This window comes from uncultured Draconibacterium sp. (assembly GCF_913063105.1).
Classification (GTDB): Bacteria; Bacteroidota; Bacteroidia; order Bacteroidales; family Prolixibacteraceae; genus Draconibacterium.
Map to the genome: position 1 here is coordinate 294049 of NZ_CAJXYQ010000006.1, position 20535 is coordinate 314583.

A 20535-nucleotide genomic window follows, 5' to 3' on the forward strand; every position below is an offset into this window, starting at 1 on the left:
TTTCAGTCCTCCTCTTTGTTATCAATTTTTACTATTTCCAAATCCTCCAGCTCAATATCAATCTCTTCGTCGTATATATGCAGCATAGGTTCTTTAAATGCACGGGTAGTTATAATTCTGTCAAGACTAAACAACAAGGTTGGCAATAGTACAAGATTCGACAAAACTGCTACCACCAATGTTAAGGAAACCAAAATTCCCATGGCACGTGTTCCTCCAAAACTGGATACCGAGAAGATTCCAAATCCCAAAAACAGGACAACAGAAGTGTACAACATACTTACTCCGGTTTCTTTCAAAGCAAGCAAAACGGATTTTTTAATATCCCAGTTGGTTACTTCTAGTTCCTGACGGTACTTGGCTAAAAAATGTATTGTATTGTCTACTGAAATACCAAAGGCAATGCTGAAAACAAGAATAGTTGAAGATTTAATCGGGATATCTGCAAAACCCATTACTGCAGCTGTAAAAATTAACGGTATAATATTAGGAGTCAACGACATGACCACCATTTTCCATGATGAAAACATCAATGCCATTATAATTGAAATTAACCCGATTGCCAGTGCCAGACTTGTAAATAAATTTTTCAACAGATAATTTGTTCCCTTAAAAACAGTAATACTTGTGCCGGTAAGAGTTACATCGTAATCTTCAGGATTAAATATGGAATCGACATCGTTGTAAAAGCCATTGTAAAGTTCTTCCATTCTTTTTACACCCACATCTTTTACACGAACACTTACCCTGGTAAACTGTCGTGTGCTATCCATAAAAGAATAAAGCAATTCGGATCTGCTCTCTCCTGCAGATGCATATTGAAGTACAAAGTTTTTCTCCCGGTTATTAGGAAGACTGTAATATTTCTCTCTCCCATTATAGAATGCTTGTTTTGAAAACTTTAAGAGATTCAAAACAGAGGTTGCGGATGAAAGTTCATTGTATTTTTCTAATTCTTTTTCAAGTTGATCGATTTTTTTAAAAGTGGAAAGCTGCATTGCCCCCCCGGGCTTTTTTGTATCGATCATTATTTCAAGAGGCATAATTCCGTCGAAATTCTCTTCAAAAAATTTCAAATCCAGATATATCGGATTGTCTTTCGGAATATCATCTACCACATAACCCGAAGTTTTCATGATCGAGATGCCGTAAAATCCCATTGCCAAAATGATTGCGGTAAATGTGTAAACCCAGGCACGATGTTTTTGAGTAATTACAATAAACCTGTCGATTATGCGGGAAACAAACTTGTATTCAAGATGTTTAACATGTCTTGGTTTTGGCGGACTGATAAAACTAAAAATTACAGGAATCAGAATTAATGAAAGTATAAACAGTCCAAGAATATTTAATGAAGTAACAATCCCAAACTGCCTGAGAATATCACTTTCAACAATCGTGAAAGTTGCAAATCCCAATGCTGTAGTTAAGTTGGTTAAGAATGTGGCATTTCCGATTTTTACAATAACCCTTTGCAGTGCCTTTATTTTGTTTCCATGTGATACAAACTCATGATGAAATTTATTCATCATATAGATACTGTTAGGTATGCCTATTACAATTAAAAGTGATGGCACCATTCCGGTAAGAACTGTAATTTTATAGCCCATAAGACTAAGCGTACCCAATGACCAAACCACGCCTGTAAGAACCACCAAAACCGGGAAAAAGACAGCTTTAAATGACCGGAAAAAAAGAAACAAAACAATAATACAAATGGCCAGTGCCAGCGCACTAAACAAATAGGTTTCGCGCTTTATAATAATCGAAGTTACCACCCTGATATATGGCAATCCTGAATAGCGGAGTTTTACATTTTGATCTTTCTCAAACTCTGCCCCCAAATCCTGAATCGCTTTAATCATTTTCTCGCGTTCAACCGAGAGCATTTTATCTTTGTTTACAGTTACTACCAACAAAAAAACGTTGTTGTCGTCGTTGTAAAGCAGCTTTCTGTAAAATGGTAATTTTCTGAAGATTTCCTCAGACCGGTCGAGTTCTGCTTGATTTGAAATGGTATCGGGAAATACCATCTGTATTTCGAATTGTTTTTTTTCTTTGTTTTTAATCAGATTGTAGGAGTTTGATACTGACAGCAGGTTTTCGACTCCTTCCACTGCGGAAATATCGGTGCAAAGTTTTCGCCATTGTTGAAATTTCTTTAACTCAAAGAATGTTGAATCCTGAATTCCTATGGTAATGATATTTCCTTCTTCGCCAAATATCTCCTTAAACTTCAGATTATCCTGGTAGGCTTTGTCTTTTTGCGGAAGCATTGCAGCATACTCATACGACATTTCCACTTTTCTGGCCTGAAAAGCAAAAAATACCGTTATTAATGCTAAAATGATGAGTAAAAGGATTCTGTTCCTAAGGACAAATCCGGAAACCCTAATCCACATAAACCTGATTATTAATTAGTGTGCGAAAATAAGACAAATATGCGAATTTAGAAAAGACCAATAGTTCGAATAAAATAATTTTAACTATGCCATACCTGTTATCTAAGGATTCAAACCGCATTTTTGCCGGGACTTAAAAAACCTTGATTCTTCATTTCCCGGAAACCGCCACCAGATGCCCTATAGTTTTAAAAAACAAATAATCTTCAGCAATTGCCGGAGTTGACATTAAGGTTTCTCCCAGTTTGTTGGTTTGTAATAATTTATATTTCGGTCCGGCCTGAATTGAATAAATATTCCCGTCATTATCACCAATATATATTACTCCATCAGCCGCAACAGGTGATGCAGTATAACTATTCCCTTTGCCTGCTTTTTCGGAATAAATCACCTCTCCCGTCAAAGCATTGTAGCAGGTTAGTTTGCCGTTCCATGCTGCATTGTATAAATAATCTCCGTAAACCAGCATGGTTCCCATGTATGATCCACCACGTGGATGATACCATTGAATCCCTTTATTGGAAGTTTCTTTTTCCTCTAAAGTAATGTCTCCTGTGGCATCAGTTTTTACTGCCATTACCGGAGAGAATTTCCCGTGTGCACTGTTAAAATAAACCAGGTTATTTGCTACAATTGGGGTTGGCACCTGAATATCACCACCTCCCGACATCCGCCAGATTTCTTCTCCCGTAAAAAAATCGTATCCCCCCCGGTGTTTGTAACCGTTTACAACAACTCTTGTTTTATCACCATCTTTGTAAATATTTGGAGTACACCATCCCGGATACTCATCTCTTTCCTGTTTCCAGAGTTCTTTCCCTGTTGCCAAATCATAAGCGGCTAAAAAAGAATTTTTATAAACATCTGCCTGGATAATTACCACATTTTCGTGAATCAAGGGTGAACTTGCAAATTCCCACTCGGCATCCTCAACCAAAAAGAAATTTGAAATTAATACACCAAAATCTTTCGACCACTGTAAATTGCCATTCATGTCATAACAATACAATCCTTCTGAGCCAAAAAATGCTACTACATATTTCCCGTTGGTTGCCGGAGTACAATTGGCATGTGACGACATGGGGTGTCTTTTTTGTTTTGGAATCCCTTCGTATGCCGTTTGCTCCCATTTAATCTTACCTGTATTTTTATCGATACAATATAAAATCCACCTGTGCATTGATGAATCCGGCACGGGTTGAATCGAGCCATAAACTCCCGCTTTTACCTCGCCTTTATCTTCATCACTCACAGCAGTAGTAACAAAAACTTTTTCATTCCAAACTATCGGACAGGAATGCCCCAGACCGGGCATTGGGGTTTTCCATGCAATATTTATATCTTCTTCAACATTCCAGGACTCTGGTAGATTGGCATCATCCAGCACACCACTTGCATAAAAACCACGATACATTGGCCATTGACAGTGTGCATTGGTTTGTGCAAATGATATATTGTGTAAAATTAAAACTACCAATAAAAGAGAAAGATTGATTCGAGACATGACAGAAGATTTTTGGTTTGATGCCAAATTAATTATTTTATTGATTGACATAAAAGATAAAAATCTGAAAATACATGATTTTGAATAATTTTTCCAATTTTTACCCAAGTTTTAACAAGTGCGTTATATGAACGTTAAAAAACCAAATCGAAACAAAAACCGGAATCCGTGGTATTGGATTCCTTCACTGTATTTTGCTGAAGGACTGCCTTATATTATAGTTATGACAGTTTCGGTAATCATGTACAAAAGGCTGGATATATCGAATACTGAGATTGCTTTTTACACCAGCTGGCTTTACCTGCCATGGGTAATAAAACCGTTTTGGAGCCCTTTGGTTGAATTATTTAAAACAAAACGCTGGTGGATTGTAATAATGCAATTGTTTATTGGTGCCGGATTGGCAGGAGTGGCGTTAACTTTACCAACATCATTTTTTTTCAAAGCTTCACTGGCCTTTTTATGGCTGCTGGCATTTAGCTCTGCAACGCACGATATTGCTGCCGATGGTTTTTATATGATGGGGTTAAATGAAAACCAACAGGCATTTTTTGTTGGGATCAGAAATACGTTTTACCGAATAGCAATGGTAACCGGACAAGGACTTTTAGTGGTTTTGGCAGGATTTCTTGAGAATTCTACGATACTGGGAAATCCTGAAAACGGAAATAATATTCCAATTGCATGGGCAATTACCTTTATTGTTATGGCCATTGCATTTTTACTGTTTAGCGTGTATCACAAAATATTTTTGCCTTTCCCGAAAGATGATTTGGAAAAAGCCACAAAAAATATAAAGCAGGTATTTGAAGGTTTCGGAGAAACAATTAACGCCTACTTCCGGAAAAAAGAAATCTGGACTATTCTTGGTTTTTTGCTTTTGTACAGACTGGGAGAATCACAACTGGTAAAGATGGCATCTCCTTTTTTGCTGGATTCAACTGATACCGGTGGTTTGGCATTAACAACCCAGGAAGTAGGAATTGCTTACGGAACAATTGGAATTATTGCATTAACAATTGGTGGAATAGCAGGGGGTTGGCTCGCCTCAAAATATGGATTTAAAAGATTGCTATGGGCTTTTGTTTTTTCTATCAATCTGCCCAATCTGGTATATGTATTTCTTTCCTATGTACAGCCCGGGCAATACTGGATAGTTGTAAGTGCAGTTGCTGTTGAGCAATTGGGTTACGGTTTTGGATTTACAGCATACACTTTATATATGCTATATGTTTCAGCCGGAAAATACAAAACTGCTCATTATGCCTTTAGTACAGGAATAATGGCTTTGGGAATGATGTTACCCGGAATGATTTCAGGGTGGTTACAGGAATTTCTGGGTTATCAACACTTTTTTATCTGGGTAATGATTTGCACTATCCCCGGATTTATTATGGCTGCATTAATTAAAGTGGATAGGGATTTTGGTTTGAAAAAGTCGTAAAATCAAAACCGGTATTAATCCAATTTTATATTACTCATCAACCATTTTGCATTTTGTCGTACAAAATCCAGCGAATCTTTTTTAAGTTCTTGCAACATGGGTAAAACAAGGCCGGATTCATATCTGCTAATTGCAACAGCTGCTTCATTATGAACTAACCAGCTTTTGTTTTTTAACGCTTCCAATAAAAAGGGCAACAAATCAGGCTCTTTCCTTTGCCCTAAAATATAGACGATTCGCCATTGTATTTTTTCATTATTTTCAGCCTGACTGTATACATTGATTAATTCACGTGCATTAAAATTATTGGATGAAATCAGGCTATCGCTTGCAAGATTTGCTGTCATCCAGCTTCCATTTTGAATGGCATTTAAATACCAGTATATTGCCTCACCGGGTTTTAATTTTGCCAGGTTCAACAAAGCATTTCTCTGTATATGACCATCCTGAGTCGTATAAAGTTCGTGATATGCCTGATAAGCATAAACGGTATCGGCATTAACCAATAATCCTGCAAGATTTGATTTATAAAACTGATTTTCTGTTTTTTGATACAAATCCCACAACTTTTCTTTTTCACTGCTGAGATCAAATCCTGTTAAACCCGCAGTAGCATGATTTCTGATTCCGGGGTCCTCTTCCTCATCAAATAAAATTCTTAACGCCGGTTTTTTCCATTTTGGAGAATGAATATTATTTAATGTTATTATCGAAATCCTCCTGTTCCAGACCGGAAGATTTTTATCTTCAGCATTTTTAATTAAAGCAGGAACTGCAGGCTCCCCAATTTTTATTAACGGAACTGAAAAATCGTTCCAGTTGCGTCCTGCGGTTTTCAATTCATTTACCAAAGAATCAATGTCTTTACTCAAATTCTGAGCTGCAATCGTACTACCATAGAAAATCAAAGTAAGAAGAAGAAATATGCCTGCCTTATTATTCATATCAGTTTGGATTTTGAGTAAAATGCTTGTTAAAGTAGCTGTATAGATCTCCTCCTACCGCCTTATGTACTTTTTCAATTGTGGTTAAACCAAATATTATTACAACCGAAATTGGATCGGGTCGGTACTCATTATGACCCTCGTAAAACCCATAACGGTTGATGTAGAAAAAAACCATTTCACCGGTATGAATGTGTGATAATTTGTTTGTCAAAAACTGAAACTGTTGTGGAGAAAGATTTGAATACTTGCTCTGGAGAAAGTCTAACTCATCCGGATTAAGTTCTCTCCAAAATTCCAAATGTCCGGTACCTAATATTTCGTCATTAAAAATTGACTCCTGCCATCCCCTGCTACCCTGAATTTTAAATTTCACTTCGTTCCCGTTATAAATCAATGCTTCTATTTCTGGTGTTTTGTTGGCATTTAAATCCGGATTTAAATTGTCAAAATTACGCGCTACATTCCAAAAGTGAAAAAGTGGCCTGGCAATGTCTGCATGAGTAAGATTAATTTTATCAACCGTAATATTATCGGCATAAATAACGGACATTATGGTTTCGTCCTCAGCCAGAAATCCAACTCCTGAAGAAGCCCATGGCCTGCCATCGACGGTAATTTGAGAAACCGATTTCCCTGTAATTATTTTCGTATTTATTAATTCTTTGGTAGAATGGATTCCTGTTTTTGCAAAAGTCGGAAAATCTTTATCATCGGCAGTAAACTGATTTCCTTTTCCAAATAACTGTTTTTTCAGATTAAAAGGTTCTCCGTTCTCAACTGTCCCATCCATCCAAAAAAACTTTCCATCCTTTGACTTCAGCAAAATCAATTCGCGACTATTTTCATTAACAGATGGTGAGTTTAAAGTGGGTTTTTCAAAATAAAACTCAGGCAATAATTTAAGTTTTTCTGTTTTAACTTTCGGAAGTGTATTTTTGTATCTGTTGTTGACACAGGCGCACAACAAAACGAATATCAGAATAAAGTACAGTTTATACATGATAATTGGCTTTATTAAATTTACAAATAAAGCCGTTGAGATACAATTAATTAATTCAATACCTGTCCCCTTCTTTATCAAGCATTGGTACAAACCTGACCGGTAATATTTTCTTTTCCCTGATAATGCCTTTTCTTTTTTCAAGCAATACCAGGTTTTGAAAAGGATAGGAACCAACAGGAATAACCATTCTTCCGCCTTCTGCCAATTGATCTTTTAAAGGCTGTGGGATATGGGTAGGTGAGCAGGTTACAATAATTGCATCAAAAGGAGCATGTTCAGACCAACCCTCATAACCATCGCCAACTTTACTGTAGATATTACTATATCCCAGTTCAATAAATAAATCATTTGCTTTTTTGCCAAGTTTAGGAAAGATTTCAACGGTATAAACCGAATCACAAAGTTGTCCTAAAATGGCTGCCTGGTATCCGGAACCTGTACCTATTTCAAGTACCTTGTCTTTTTGCTTTAAATTTAACGACTGAGTCATAAAGGCCACAATATATGGCTGCGAAATGGTCTGCCCCTCATCTATAGGCAATGGATTATCATCATATGCTTTGGAAATATAACGGGGTAAAACAAAACGATGTCTTTCAACATTCATAAATGCTTTTAATATTTTTGGACTGGAAATTCCACGGGCCTCAATTTGCGTTTCTACCATATTTTGACGCATTTTTTCAAAATTGAAATTTTGAGCACATGACAATAAACTGCTAATAAGAATTATACATGACAAATAAATAGCTCTTACTTGCTGAAATATTTTTATTCTTGTTTTAAAATACACACTTCCTCGTTTTTAGTTTTCAACGAATCTCAAATTGATAAGGTTTCTGGGAAAGTCGAATTTTGATATGTTTTAAAATTTTTTAAAAAATTTTATCCAATCAGTAAATAATAAGTTAACATAAAAGCCCATTTTATATCAGTATTGGAAAAAATATCTATTTTTGTATCGACATATTTAGATAATTAAATATTTGAAAGCAGAAAAATAATTACACAATGGAGAAAATATTAATCATAGGAGGAGTAGCAGCAGGAGCTACTGCAGCGGCAAAAGCGAGACGTTTATCTCCGGATGCCCAGATTACCATGCTCGAAGCGGGACCTGACGTTTCTTTCGCAAACTGTGGATTACCTTATTATATTGCAGGAGATATCGATAGCAGATCGAAATTGATTTTACAAAGTCCTGAAAGTTTTAAAGAGCAATACAACGTTACTGTTTACACCAATACAGCTGTAACAGCCATTGATAAAGAAGCACATACTGTATCGACTTTAAACAGTAAGAATAATGAGAAAAAATCATTTGAATATACAAAACTGATCTTAGCCCAGGGAGGACGACCAATACAACCCGATTTACCGGGTGCCGAAGATGACCATGTTTTTAGTTTATGGACATTGGATGACATGGATAAAATCGACAATCATTTAAAGACCAAAGATCCTGAAACAGCTGTTGTAGTTGGAGGAGGTTTTATTGGACTTGAAATGGTTGAAGCGCTTGTTAAAAGAGGTTTAAAAGTTCATGTGGTTGAAAAAATGCCTCATGTAATGTCGATTTTGGAAGCAGAAACTGCAGGTTTTATAACCCGGGAGCTTCGTGCTTTTAATGTAGGAATACATACCGAAACAGCTGTTTCAAGAATCAACAGGAACTCGGTAGAATTGGATAATGGAAAAGTTTTGAATGCAGATATGGTTCTGCTGTCAATTGGTGTTCGCCCGACATTGCAACTTGCAAAAGAAGCCGGACTTGAAATTGGTGAAGCCGGAGGTTTGTTGGTAGACGATAAACTACAGACTTCAGATGAAGATATTTATGCTGCAGGCGACATGGTGGAAATTGAACATCGTGTAAACGGCAAAAAAGTACGTATACCTTTAGCAGGACCAGCAAACCGTCAGGGTAGAATAGCTGCAGAAAATGCACTTGGGGGAAACCATAGTTACAAAGGTGCAATCGGAACTTCGGTAGTAAGGGTTTTTGATGCTGTGGCCGGAACAACCGGTTTGTCGTTAAAACAAGCCCGTGCTTTAGGAATTGATGCTGATGCAGTTGTGGTTCACAAAGAGCATCATACATCATATTACCCGGGTGCTGAAACTGTAAGTGTTCTTCTTGTTTTCGATAAAAAAACAGGAGTAGTACTTGGTGGACAAACTGCCGGGTACAAAGGCGCTGACAAACGTTTGGATGTTATTGCAACAGCAACAGCAGCTAAACTTCCTGTCAGCGAAATTGCAGACATTGATTTTGCTTATTCGCCACCGATTGGTACAGCCAACGATGCAATGAATATGGCCGCCTACGCCGCTGAAAACAAAATGTCGGGTTATAGTCCGAGTTTAATGGTTTCCGAGTTGGATGATTATCTGGAAACCAAAGAACAGGTAATTGTGTTAGACGTGCGAGATGTTTTTGCTCACCAAAAAAGCAACTTGAACGGGGCTTACCATTTACCTCTTGAAATGCTGCAGGAAAACCTGCAAAGAATACCAAAAGATGTTCCTATCCTGATTTATGATGAAACAGGAAAAAAAGGACATCAGGCATTGCGCACCTTAATTGGCGCCGGATGTAATGAAGTTATAAACATCTCCGGAGGTCATACTTCCTTGCAACATCATGCTGCGGCTGTTGGATTTAAGAATTTTAGCATGATTCCACTTCCTGTTGAGAAAAAAAGCTTACAGGAAAATACGGTTGAAGAAACTGAAACCAATCAAAATGTAAGTACTGAAGAACTGGAAAGATTGGTTATTGATGTTCGTACAAAAGGTGAATTTATGAGCGGCGCTTTTCCAAATGCGTTAAATATTCCGCTTGATGATATGATGTCGGGAAATATGGATATCGGAGAAAATAAAGACCGGGAAATTATTGTTTACTGTGCTTCTGGTGCCCGTTCTGCTTATGCACAACAGGTGTTAAAACAACGTGGATACACCAATGTAACTAATGGTGGTGGTATTTCAGCAATGATGTCAAGATATTAAAATGAAATGAGCATGATTATTGATTCACACCAATCGAAAATAATTAAAAATCATGCGAATTCCATGTGTTACCTTAATAAATAAACAATTTTAAACACATGAAACATTTTTTAGTTTTGGGCGGTGGATTTGCCGGTGTTGAAGCCGCAATCAAACTGCAAAAAAAAGGATATAAAGTAACCCTGGTCTCCGACCGGGATTACTTGTTTATATACCCCATCTCAATCTGGATTCCTGTTAAGGGAATCAGTTTTGAAGACAGTAAAATGCCACTGGCCCGGCTTCAGAAAAAACATGGTTTCGGATTGGTCATTGACAGTGTAAAAAGCATTGATGTTAACAGTAAAACAGTTAAACTTGCTGGTGGTGAGCTAAGTTACGACTACCTTTTTATTGCTTTGGGAATGCACAAAGTAAATGCAAAAGGTGCTGAAAATACCTTGTCGATTTGTGGCCAACCGGAACAGGCGGTAAGTATTGGCAACGAGCTGGAAAAACTTGTTCAGGCCGGAAAAGGAAAAATTGCTGTGGGTTTTGGCGGCAATCCAAAAGACAGCAAAGGTTCTGCTGTAAGAGGTGGGCCTGCATTTGAATTGTTGTTCAACATCAGCACCTATTTAAAGAAAAAAGACTTGCTGAATAATTTTGAACTCAACTTTTTTGCACCCATGCCTGAACCAGGCAAAAGAATGGGCGCGAAAGCAGTTCAAAACATGAAAAAATTCTATAAACATTATGGAATAAAAGAACATGTGGGAACCAAAATCACAGGTTTTACAAAAAATGAAATAGAGTTTGAAGGTGGTAAAAAACTGGAAAGTGACCTGATTGTTTTTATCGCAGGTGGCAGTGGTCATTCTGTTTTAAAAGATTCAGGATTGCCACTTTCAGAAGCCGGTTTTGTAAAAACATTACCTACCTGCCAGGTGGAAGGATTTCCTGAGGTTTATGCAATTGGCGACTCTGCAGAACTACTGGGTCCGGCCTGGGGTGCAAAACAAGGCCATATGGCTGAAATTATGGCGGACGTTGCCGCTTATAATGCAGACCAGCAAATTAAAGGCACGGGAAAAACAAAAAGTTACGTAGATAAAGTAAGCATCATTTGTGTGATGGATTCAGGGGATGGTGCTGCATGGGTAGAAAGAACAGCAAAAAAGGAAACCATGATGATGCTGCCGATTGTGGGGCACTGGCTGAAAAAAGGATGGGGATTTTACTATAAAAACTCCAAACTGAAAAATATACCCCGTATTCCGGGAATGTAATTTCAAGATTTTAGAAAATTAAATATGAGCACCGAAACCGATAAAAAACAGGACTTTAAAATGGAATTCAAAACTTTGGATGTTACACCCGAAGGCAACTGGTTAACGCGAAATTTGAAATCTCCCCATTTAAGAAAAACATTGATCTACATTTTACTGGGAGCTGTGGCCGGAGTATTATTTACGGTTTTTACAGCCGACAAAACCCTTGCTGAATTCGGAACAGGCGAATTGGTTCAAAGTGCTTTGGTGGGTGCCTTTTTTGGATTTTTTATTACCAACAGTCCCTGTGCCAGGAACCAGTGTTAAAACATAGATTAAGATATAGTCAATGAGGGTTTCACTCAAAATGAAGCCTTCATTTTTTTACTACTTTTTTACCAATTTTAATACTTCCGTTCTCCCCTTTTTTATCGCCTGAATAAAATATATACCACTTTGGAAATCGGAAATATTAAAATCAAAAGAACCCGGAATATTTACTTTTTCCAACATTAATTTTCCCTGAACATTAAAAATCTTAACATCGGCATATCCCAAAGATTTAAAGGTAAATTTATTTTCTGCCGGATTGGGATAAACACTAAATTCAAAATCTTCCTTATAATTAAGTGCTGATGTATTGGGATCGTTTGGTGTTTGAACCTCAACTTCGTTTGAAGCACCGGCATTGGCAAATCTTTCTGCAGAACGTACACGGTAAGTGTAAACTGTATCGTATAAATCAACGGTTTCAATAAAATAATCAACTCCCGCATTTACTTCCCCGGCTACTTCCCAATCGCCTTCCCCTGTTTTTCTGTCAATTACATATCCAATCTCCTCATTACCATTGTCATTCCAGGTTAGTTTTACTCTCATTCGGCTAAACTTGAATTCAAGAGTGATTTCATTTTCAATCAGATAATTTCTTTCAAAACTGGCTTCTTCTATTGCAGAATCAAAGAGTTTAACCTCATCGATCACTCCCTTAAAATTTTCATTTCCATTTAAATTTGCAGCAACAGTCAGTTTTTTAATTTCCTGAATTTGCCCCTGTGTAATGGCAACCGGTTCTTTATTATCCACATACAATCGATAAATATTGCTGTCGCGTTGAACAGCAATAAAATGCCAGATTCCATCATTGATTAAATCCTGACTTACCAACTCCCCGCTTCCAATTCCCATGCCTTCTACGTATACTTTTCCTTCAGGACCAATACCAATTTTTAAATCATCTTCATCACCGGATAAAAATGATGTCAGCACAGACGTATTTTGGGAAGTTGTTTTTACGAAACATGAAAAGGTTAAATCTTCTCTTATTACGTGAGACAGGTTTTCGGTAATAATAAAATCATCAACACCGTCAAACTGCATTGCATTTGTTAAATATCCTTTAACAAATTCGGGTTGAATATTATTTTTTATCACTCCAAAATTGTTATACTTCATTACATCGGGCATGGTGTCCTTTATATTTTCTTCCATTTCCCAGTAAAGAACAGAACTCATATCAATTAATGCCTTTTTTATTCCAAACCAGGCAGGCTTTTTTTCAAAGTTATTGGCATACGGAAATGCACTTTCTCCATATCTCCATCCGGTTTCGTTGTTATCGATAAATCCCCAGGTGTGAAATTCGGTAGCACCGCCTTTAATCGCTGCATTTATCAAATTATAATACTGTTTCTTTTGCAACTCAGCTTTTTCTTCATTCCAGTCTTTTTCAGTATCGCCTATATCAACTTCCGCAACAATTACTTCGTAACCTAATTCGATATAACGTTTAATGTTGTTAGCATAACCTTCCCAATCGTAAGTTTTATCAATATCCAAATGCGTTTGAAATCCAATAACATCAACCGGAGCACCTACCTCTTTTAAATGTTTTGCCAATTGATAAAATGCATTGTATTTATGGCTTCCCGGAAATTCAAATCCCGAATCACGAAGTTCCAGTTTTTTGTCGGTTAAGGTTCTGGCATATTCAAATGCTTTACGGATGTAAACCGGATGTTCTGCATTTACAAACTGCTCCCCTGTTAAACCTGATGCATCGGCTTCGAATCCCATTCTCTGGAATTCGCAGGCACCTTCATAATTGGCATTAAAAAGTGGCCAGTAACCACCATGTCCATCCCAACTAATCGCTTCGTTTACTACATTCCAGTTATCAACTAAGGTATCATTACCATTCGAAGAAATGATTGCTTCCAGCCAGCTTTTCATTATGGCATCCAGGGTATCAGCCGGGAAATCACCTTTGCGGAACCACTCAGGATAATATTTGTCCCAGCCCATCAACATATGAGCTGTTGTTGTGAGATTCTGGCTTTTCATTTCTTTTATCCTGGTTGAAAACTCATCGACATAATAAACATGTTTTTTACTTTCGTCCCAGCGGCCCCAGGCAGGGTAACAGGTAATCTGAATTGTATTACAATCATTAAGCACCTGAGCCTTGGCAGTTTCATTATTAAAATAATTTTTTTCTCCACCGATAACACCACCAAACAGCAATAAGCCTGTCATATCCTTAAATCCCGGAGCGGTGATTTCGGCTTCCGGTTCAGGAACAAATTTCGACAGCATAATATCGTCGGCCAGATAATCGGAATAAACTCCGTTAACACTTTCGGTTTCGATATAAATATTTGCGCTTTGAAGATTGCCTTGCCATTCGACCGTAAAATTCTGGGTATAAAATTCATAATCACCAATTTTGGGAGAATCAGTTCGACACAGGGAAGTATAAGAATTTACCCCATCCACTTTTAATCCCAGCGTAATTCTGAAGTTTTTTGCTGCATCCGGAATTTTCACCCAGGCGCTGATGGTATAAGTTTCTCCATTTTCTAACAAACTTTTAACATCCCTGGTCAGCGCATCCCAGGGATTTTTACGGTTAGAAATTAAAACCGCATTATTACCCTGATGCGCATCGGAAGTAATTTCCATTTTAGCTCCCCACACCTGCCATCCAACAGTTCCATTTTCAAAATCACCATTGGTAAGCAGGTTATCCTGTGAAAATGAAGTAAAACTTAAGACAGCGAATACAAATACAAAATATAATTTCCCTGGATTGATTTTAGAAGAATTGTCCATGTTACGGAATAAATAGTTAGTTTAATTTCCGCTAAAATAGAAATTCTATTTCAACAATACTATGCGACGAGTCGAATTGAATGCACGAACAATATAAATTCCGGCTTCCTGTTCTGAAATATTGATTTGTGAATGGCTGGCATTTAACATTTCAGATTTTATCAGAACACCATGTAAATTGAATACTTCCACCAAAGTGTCTTTATTTTTCAAATTTGAAATGTACAATATCCCTGTTGTCGGATTTGGATAAATACCCGTGATTTTGTCTGTCAATAAATCTTCATTTACGTTGACAATTGTATTTAAAGAAGTGCTTATCCAGTTTTTACCAAAATGATTGTCAAGATTATTTGCTGCCAGTTTTATGCCTTCATTATCAGATACTTCCGGCCATGAATCATCTGCTTTATAATGTATTTTATCGATAACGATTCCATATGGAGATTGAAGTTGAACAGTTTCCCCTTCATCGGCCAATCTTCCGCTTTCCCACTGAAAAACCCTTTCTTCGGATTTTAACCAGAATCCGGCACCGGCATTATATGTTACATAAATTTTTTCTCCGGCTTCGATTATAGTTTTTTCAGGGAATTTATAGCTTATACCTTTGGTAAACTCATACCCTGCAATATCTAATTCTATACTCCCCGGGTTTGTTAATTCAATAAACTCGTTTACTTCTGAATTTGCATCAGAGCTATACGCTACTGCACTTATAAACAGTTGGCTGAATTTTATGGTTGGGTTTAATCCAGCCCCCATATTTCCATCAGACGCCGTTCCCAAACATGCCGATGTCGCCTCAAGTTCAAAATCAAACAGGTTTGGATTCTTAAACTCCGGATCTGTAAAAAGATTATTTCCGGAAGATAAGATATCGTTATCCGATGCAGAATAAGAAACTTCTAATGTTGATTTATCATCGGCAGATACTGTGGCATCATAAGCATTGGACAAAATTGAATTGGAAACGACAACATTTCCTCCGGCATCGCCAATATTTTTTTCATATACTGCAATCGGAGTACCATTTCCATAGTAGGTGCAATGGTCAATATAAACACGACTTGAATCTTTAATCCCGGCGCCCAAATTACAGTTAACAAATATCGAATTTGATATTTTTACTGTTGATTGCTGCCCTACAGAAATACCTTTGTCGCTTATATTATAAACCAGAACATTTTCGACAGAAACATTTTTTGCTTTTTCGCCAATATCGATTCCATCACTATTAAATCCGTAAAAATCGTAAATCACACTATTTTTGATGATGCCATCTTTTACATCGTCGTAATCTATTGCATCAGTATCTGGCATCGTGTTTCCTCTAAAAGTACAATTGTCGATAAATGCTTTTCCATATTTTACATTAATCAAATCGCCCGTTACTTTTGAATGCAGTTTTGTATTTGTCATTGAAATATCAGCATATCTTCCTAAAACCGGATTTTCATGAACATTATCGATCACAAGACTGTCGATTTTCAGTACAGAATTAAAAACCGAAACCGCTGCATTTTCCCTCAAAGGATGCTTGCCTTTAGACGCCCCTTCAATAATCATGTTTTTTAAAATTGAAGTATCAGCATTTACAAAATTCAAAATACCCCATTTCTGAATTTCACTCTCGGGATTACCTGTAAATACAACCGGTTCTGAATATGTTCCTTTTACATTTAATTTCCCGTTAACTGTCATCGTAACATCATCGGAAAACCACAACTCTACTCCCGGCTTAATAGTTAAACTCACGGAATCGGCAACCAAAACGTTGTTTGGAACACGATAAGGTGAACAATCTTTTGATAATGTAATATCCTCGCTTATCAATTCCGGAAGAATACAGGATCCATCACTTTCGAAAACAGCAGTAATGCTTACATTTCCCGAATGAATATAATTTAACAACGAAGCTTTGGAATAAAATTCAATTTCATTATCGTTTTTGACTACCATCTCCAAATCAAAACTTATATCACTACTTCTTGGGTCGTCCTGATGAACTTCAACGGCAACAACATTATTCCCCGGCAACAATATATTCCTGCTTAATTCAAATAAGGTGAATTTATCTTCATCTGATCCTGCAATACTTCTGTTTGAAGTAGTTTCAAAATTGATCTCACCATCGGGCATATTCAGTCTGAATACCTCTAATCCGTTTATATAAACCACGGCTCCGTCATCACATTTCAAATTGATTAAAAGTTCAGTTATGTTTTCAATGTTTTCAACAGAAACTGATTTTCTGAAATAAGTTGTTATATGTTTGTTTCTTCTGTCTTCACCAAAACTTACAACAGTATTTTCATCGTCATCACCATCCCCCAGTGCTGCTTTGCCTTCAATCCATGAAGAATCATCAAAATCAGGTTTTTGCCAGTTTGAATCCGGTTCAAATCCCTTATCAAAGAATTTCCAGTTTTCCTCTTTTGAAATAAGGGCCTCACCTTTAGCAAGTTTCCATCCTTTAAATTCGTACCCTGATTTTGCTTGTGCATAAAGCACAATTTCTTCTTTTTCGGGATATGCTCCATTACTGGTTTTCTGAGTAATTTTAATACTGTTAAAATCTACAATTCCTGAATTTGCAGGATATATGTTTAAAGTAAGTGGGGTACTTTGTTCGAAACCGTAATTTATCAAATCGTTTAACAAATAATTTGGCCGTTCATCTGCAAATCTTTTTAACCTGTTAATTTGAGATTCCCAATAATCATACGAATAAATCGGATCACCATATTTTGACGATGTTCCCTGCCACCGGATAATGTGTTTTGGCACTTCATTTTCAATCCTGTTTTTGTAAAGCTCAATCGTTTTTTTGACATGCAATGGATCGAAAGTAGTAAATAAATGATCTGCAAGTCGTTTCCCAAAATATTTCTTGTAGCCTTCATTATTTAACAAATGATTCAAAGGGATTACATCTTTACCAGCATAAAAATCGATAAGGTTCTCATCTGGATTAAAAAATCCTCTGTCTAAATCATTCAGAATCCATTTCCATTTCCCTCCAATTTTGGGCTTCCATGCCATAATATTATGGTCGACTGAGGTGTTTTGGGAATAAATTTCAGTAATTACAAAATCAGTAAAATTCTCAATATCCATTAATGTAGCAACCGTATCAAAATTTGCCTGAACGGACAAATCACGGTGATATAAAGAGTCAAATCCTACATACTGGTCAAGCGAGCCAGCCTCTGCATAATTCTCGTTTTCAACCATATCAAACTCATTCTCCAATAAATTATGCGACTGAATAATTAAATCGTCATCAACCTTAGCCCTGATGTTATTGATACCCATATACTTTCCATTAACAAAGAGTACGGCAGGACGGTAACTCTGGTAATCAACATCCATGTTTTCGGCAGTCAGGGATTGTGTCATTCCATCGCGGAAAAGAGAGTAGGCCCAATCACTTCCTGAAGCCCGCAACGCAAAAGATTGATACGAGTTCCTTTCTTTGTCAAATAGTATAGGATAATCAAGTTTCCCCTCACCATATTTTTTTCTGAAATATACCCCCAGCATTTTTTGTGGCAGTTGCCATGAATAAAGACCGTTAATTTTTGTTCCTGCCTGCAGGTTAAAAGCCGCCCGGTCGCTACCATCATTTTCGAAAAGTTCTATGTTGATTGGAACTTCCCAGTCCGGTTTAAAATCCTGTACATAAATTCCCTGAATACTATCCCAAAAATTTTCAGGATTTGTGGCAATGGAAACTACCGGTAAAGAGCCAATTTCATTTTCAGAATCAATAAAATAGGAATGTGTAATTATCCTTCCGGGAATATTTCCGGGCTGAAAAATACGGGCTCGTAAAAGGGTCGTGCTATCGATTTGAATTGACGAATTATAAAGTGCCGAAGTTTTTAAAGGCTCCGAGCCATCAAGGGTATATCGAATTTCACCCCCAAATGTGTTTGAAATATTAACCGTTACTGCGTTTTGATAGATCCCGCCAAGCGGAGTAAAATGCGGGGTATTGTTGGTAGTTCCTTCAAAAACTTCTGTATTATTTTCAGCCTCCGGAGTAGGTTCTGCAAAATAACCCCAACTTTTTCCACCATCGGGGATACGTCCCATCGAAATATCCGAATTCTGAATCCCAAAAGATACCGAGTCGACCAAACTTCCATCTTTCGAAAAAATCGCCAATTCTTCGCCAGATGCAGAAATATTAAAACTTGCATGTAGCCCTTGATCGCGACTGTCTGCCCAGATAATCAGAAAACTTCCGGCTCCAATCCACGTATTTTCCGGTATTTGCCATTTGTCTTTGTTATCGAAGTTGTCGCTTATAAAATAGCCGCCTACATTTACAGGAACGTTTTCAGCATTATATAACTCAAGCCAATCGGCACTTTCGTTAAAATCCGGATCGGTAATTACGTCAGAATTAGAAGCTAAAAATTCGTTAATATAAATCTGAGCTTTCCCCTGTACCGGGAAAAACAAAAGTATACTTATAACAAATACTATTGATAAATTTCTTTTCATCACCATCTTCAATCATGGAACAAAGAAATCAATATTCTGTTAAATGCAAAAAATAAATTATACGATTTTGAAAACGTAAAAATCAAAAATTAGATTCAATAATTCAGGAAATTATCGATGCTCACTTTTACTTCTTTTAAAGAATTATACTCTACAAGATTCAAATCAGGACAACCGGAAATCATCGCAGAAATATTTTTACCAATTCCGGGACGATAGAGACATAAAATCCTTTTACCCATTTCAACTGCCCGTCCTATTTCGTAACCCACACCCATGGAAACCTGTGTAACTTCTGCTACTAATATTTCCGAAGATTTTAACCAATCCAAATCACGGTCATGAATATATTCATCTGTGGGGCCATCATCTCCTGCTTCGGTTAACTCCTGATCACCCACATGCTCTGTCAGGACCTCACCAAATTTTTTCAAATATTCAATTATCTGAAGATACAATTCAGCATCTTTCCTTCCTCCACGAATTGAACCGGCAAAATAAATTTTCATGGAATGGTTTTTTTATTTAACAAAATGCTAACAGAAATCTATTAATATTTTTTATAATAGTTTTGGCTATTAACTAAATATCACCTTTGTATATCTCTGAGTTACTTCGTGCAGCTTAAGAATCAAAAATTATACAAAGTTTTCCGAGAAATTGATTAGACTATTATACTCTAATTTGCATTTATCACAATCCCGCCTTTAAAATAGGCCGCATAAGCTGTTTCCGAATTTAATTCTCTAATAGCTTTTTTAATTCCTTTATCGTCGTTAATAGCAGCACGAATTGAGCCTTTCTGATAATAATATCTTGAAACAATTTCATCTTGCAGCAACTCTTTTATTTCTCCACTAAATTCTTTTGAATCCTTGTCGAAATCAGGAGCAAGTTTTGCCTTTAAAGCTTCAAACTCTTTTTCTGCCAAACCGTAATATTTATCTTTTTTGGCATGATTAATCAAATCATCCAACTCTTTTTCAGATTCAGATTCATAGTCAAAATCATTTTCTTTTACATATGCTATGAATTGATTGTACATTTCATCTGTTATTTCAAAATCTTCAGGTGAGGCAATCGACTCATTTTCAGAATGAAATTTTGTAGCAAAATCAAAGATCAAAAATTTTGTTACCAAACCGATACTCAGACTACTCAGCGTTTCCTGATCGATTTGCACATCCGGTGAAACCCCTCCTCCATCATAAACCTTACGGCCTTTTTTTGTCGTAAACTCAGAAATTAATGAATCCGGAATCGCTCCGACACTACCATCTTCATTACGATGAGAATAATCCAGCGCCTGTATACATCTTCCACTTGGAATATAATATTTTGCTG

The 20535-nt window shown here is 36.8% G+C and carries 12 protein-coding genes and 1 pseudogene; 4 read left to right on the plus strand and 9 right to left on the minus strand.

From position 1 onward, the window contains the following. Positions 1–2: 2 nt before the first annotated feature. Entirely contained in the window at positions 3–2297 is a 2295-nt protein-coding gene (locus QZ574_RS08555) for an efflux RND transporter permease subunit (protein WP_297088825.1), read from the minus strand. 256 nt (positions 2298–2553) lie between these two features. Further along, positions 2554–3906: a PQQ-binding-like beta-propeller repeat protein gene (locus QZ574_RS08560; RefSeq protein WP_297088827.1), complete on the minus strand. Its 1353-nt coding sequence runs from the start codon at positions 3904–3906 to the stop codon at positions 2554–2556. Positions 3907–4033: 127 nt separating this feature from the next. Here QZ574_RS08560 and QZ574_RS08565 point away from each other — a divergent pair, with 127 nt between their 5' ends. Beyond that, on the plus strand, positions 4034–5350 hold the full coding sequence (locus tag QZ574_RS08565; RefSeq protein WP_297088829.1) for an AmpG family muropeptide MFS transporter: 1317 nt from the start codon (positions 4034–4036) through the stop codon (positions 5348–5350). Positions 5351–5364: 14 nt separating this feature from the next. Here the strand turns inward: QZ574_RS08565 and QZ574_RS08570 are convergent, their stop codons facing one another. The 3 genes from QZ574_RS08570 to QZ574_RS08580 are packed head-to-tail and all read right to left on the minus strand — an operon-like array spanning position 5365 to position 7979. Continuing rightward, positions 5365–6294 carry a HEAT repeat domain-containing protein gene (locus tag QZ574_RS08570; RefSeq protein WP_297088831.1) on the minus strand — a complete coding sequence of 310 codons (930 nt, stop codon included), beginning with the start codon at positions 6292–6294 and terminating at the stop codon, positions 5365–5367. Position 6295: 1 nt separating this feature from the next. Then, positions 6296–7297 (minus strand): hypothetical protein, encoded by a 1002-nt coding sequence (locus tag QZ574_RS08575; protein WP_297088834.1) that lies wholly within the window; start codon positions 7295–7297, stop codon positions 6296–6298. Positions 7298–7352: 55 nt separating this feature from the next. Beyond that, complete coding sequence (locus tag QZ574_RS08580) at positions 7353–7979, minus strand: protein-L-isoaspartate(D-aspartate) O-methyltransferase (RefSeq protein ID WP_297088846.1); 627 nt, start codon at positions 7977–7979, stop codon at positions 7353–7355. A gap of 332 nt (positions 7980–8311) precedes the next feature. Here QZ574_RS08580 and QZ574_RS08585 point away from each other — a divergent pair, with 332 nt between their 5' ends. From QZ574_RS08585 to QZ574_RS08595, 3 genes are all read left to right on the plus strand, one after another. Beyond that, positions 8312–10315 (plus strand): FAD-dependent oxidoreductase, encoded by a 2004-nt coding sequence (locus QZ574_RS08585; RefSeq protein ID WP_297088835.1) that lies wholly within the window; start codon positions 8312–8314, stop codon positions 10313–10315. 98 nt (positions 10316–10413) lie between these two features. Beyond that, positions 10414–11583, plus strand: a complete 1170-nt coding sequence (locus tag QZ574_RS08590) for an FAD-dependent oxidoreductase (protein WP_297088837.1) — start codon at positions 10414–10416, stop codon at positions 11581–11583. Between the two features lie 60 nt (positions 11584–11643). Continuing rightward, on the plus strand, positions 11644–11892 hold the full coding sequence (locus QZ574_RS08595; protein WP_297088839.1) for a hypothetical protein: 249 nt from the start codon (positions 11644–11646) through the stop codon (positions 11890–11892). 60 nt (positions 11893–11952) lie between these two features. Here QZ574_RS08595 and QZ574_RS08600 read toward each other — a convergent pair whose 3' ends face one another. From QZ574_RS08600 to QZ574_RS08615, 4 genes and pseudogenes are all read right to left on the minus strand, one after another. After that, positions 11953–14676 carry an endo-1,4-beta-xylanase gene (locus QZ574_RS08600; protein ID WP_297088841.1) on the minus strand — a complete coding sequence of 908 codons (2724 nt, stop codon included), beginning with the start codon at positions 14674–14676 and terminating at the stop codon, positions 11953–11955. A 45-nt stretch (positions 14677–14721) separates the two neighbouring features. Then, positions 14722–19191 (minus strand): lamin tail domain-containing protein, encoded by a 4470-nt coding sequence (locus QZ574_RS08605; RefSeq protein WP_297088843.1) that lies wholly within the window; start codon positions 19189–19191, stop codon positions 14722–14724. Between the two features lie 95 nt (positions 19192–19286). Continuing rightward, positions 19287–19700, minus strand: a complete 414-nt coding sequence (locus QZ574_RS08610) for a nucleoside 2-deoxyribosyltransferase (protein WP_297088844.1) — start codon at positions 19698–19700, stop codon at positions 19287–19289. A gap of 170 nt (positions 19701–19870) precedes the next feature. Beyond that, a pseudogene (locus QZ574_RS08615) lies at positions 19871–20535 on the minus strand (peptidase S41); the annotation flags it as partial.

Excerpts from the sequence above, each read along its gene's own strand:
- QZ574_RS08555 (WP_297088825.1), bottom strand. The coding sequence starts at position 2,297 with ATGTCGTATGAGTATGCTGCAATGCTTCCGCAAAAAGACAAAGCCTAC.
- QZ574_RS08560 (WP_297088827.1), bottom strand. The coding sequence starts at position 3,906 with ATGTCTCGAATCAATCTTTCTCTTTTATTGGTAGTTTTAATTTTACAC.
- QZ574_RS08565 (WP_297088829.1), top strand. The coding sequence starts at position 4,034 with ATGAACGTTAAAAAACCAAATCGAAACAAAAACCGGAATCCGTGGTAT.
- QZ574_RS08570 (WP_297088831.1), bottom strand. The coding sequence starts at position 6,294 with ATGAATAATAAGGCAGGCATATTTCTTCTTCTTACTTTGATTTTCTAT.
- QZ574_RS08575 (WP_297088834.1), bottom strand. The coding sequence starts at position 7,297 with ATGTATAAACTGTACTTTATTCTGATATTCGTTTTGTTGTGCGCCTGT.
- QZ574_RS08580 (WP_297088846.1), bottom strand. The coding sequence starts at position 7,979 with ATGCGTCAAAATATGGTAGAAACGCAAATTGAGGCCCGTGGAATTTCC.
- QZ574_RS08585 (WP_297088835.1), top strand. The coding sequence starts at position 8,312 with ATGGAGAAAATATTAATCATAGGAGGAGTAGCAGCAGGAGCTACTGCA.
- QZ574_RS08590 (WP_297088837.1), top strand. The coding sequence starts at position 10,414 with ATGAAACATTTTTTAGTTTTGGGCGGTGGATTTGCCGGTGTTGAAGCC.
- QZ574_RS08595 (WP_297088839.1), top strand. The coding sequence starts at position 11,644 with ATGGAATTCAAAACTTTGGATGTTACACCCGAAGGCAACTGGTTAACG.
- QZ574_RS08600 (WP_297088841.1), bottom strand. The coding sequence starts at position 14,676 with ATGGACAATTCTTCTAAAATCAATCCAGGGAAATTATATTTTGTATTT.
- QZ574_RS08605 (WP_297088843.1), bottom strand. The coding sequence starts at position 19,191 with ATGAAAAGAAATTTATCAATAGTATTTGTTATAAGTATACTTTTGTTT.
- QZ574_RS08610 (WP_297088844.1), bottom strand. The coding sequence starts at position 19,700 with ATGAAAATTTATTTTGCCGGTTCAATTCGTGGAGGAAGGAAAGATGCT.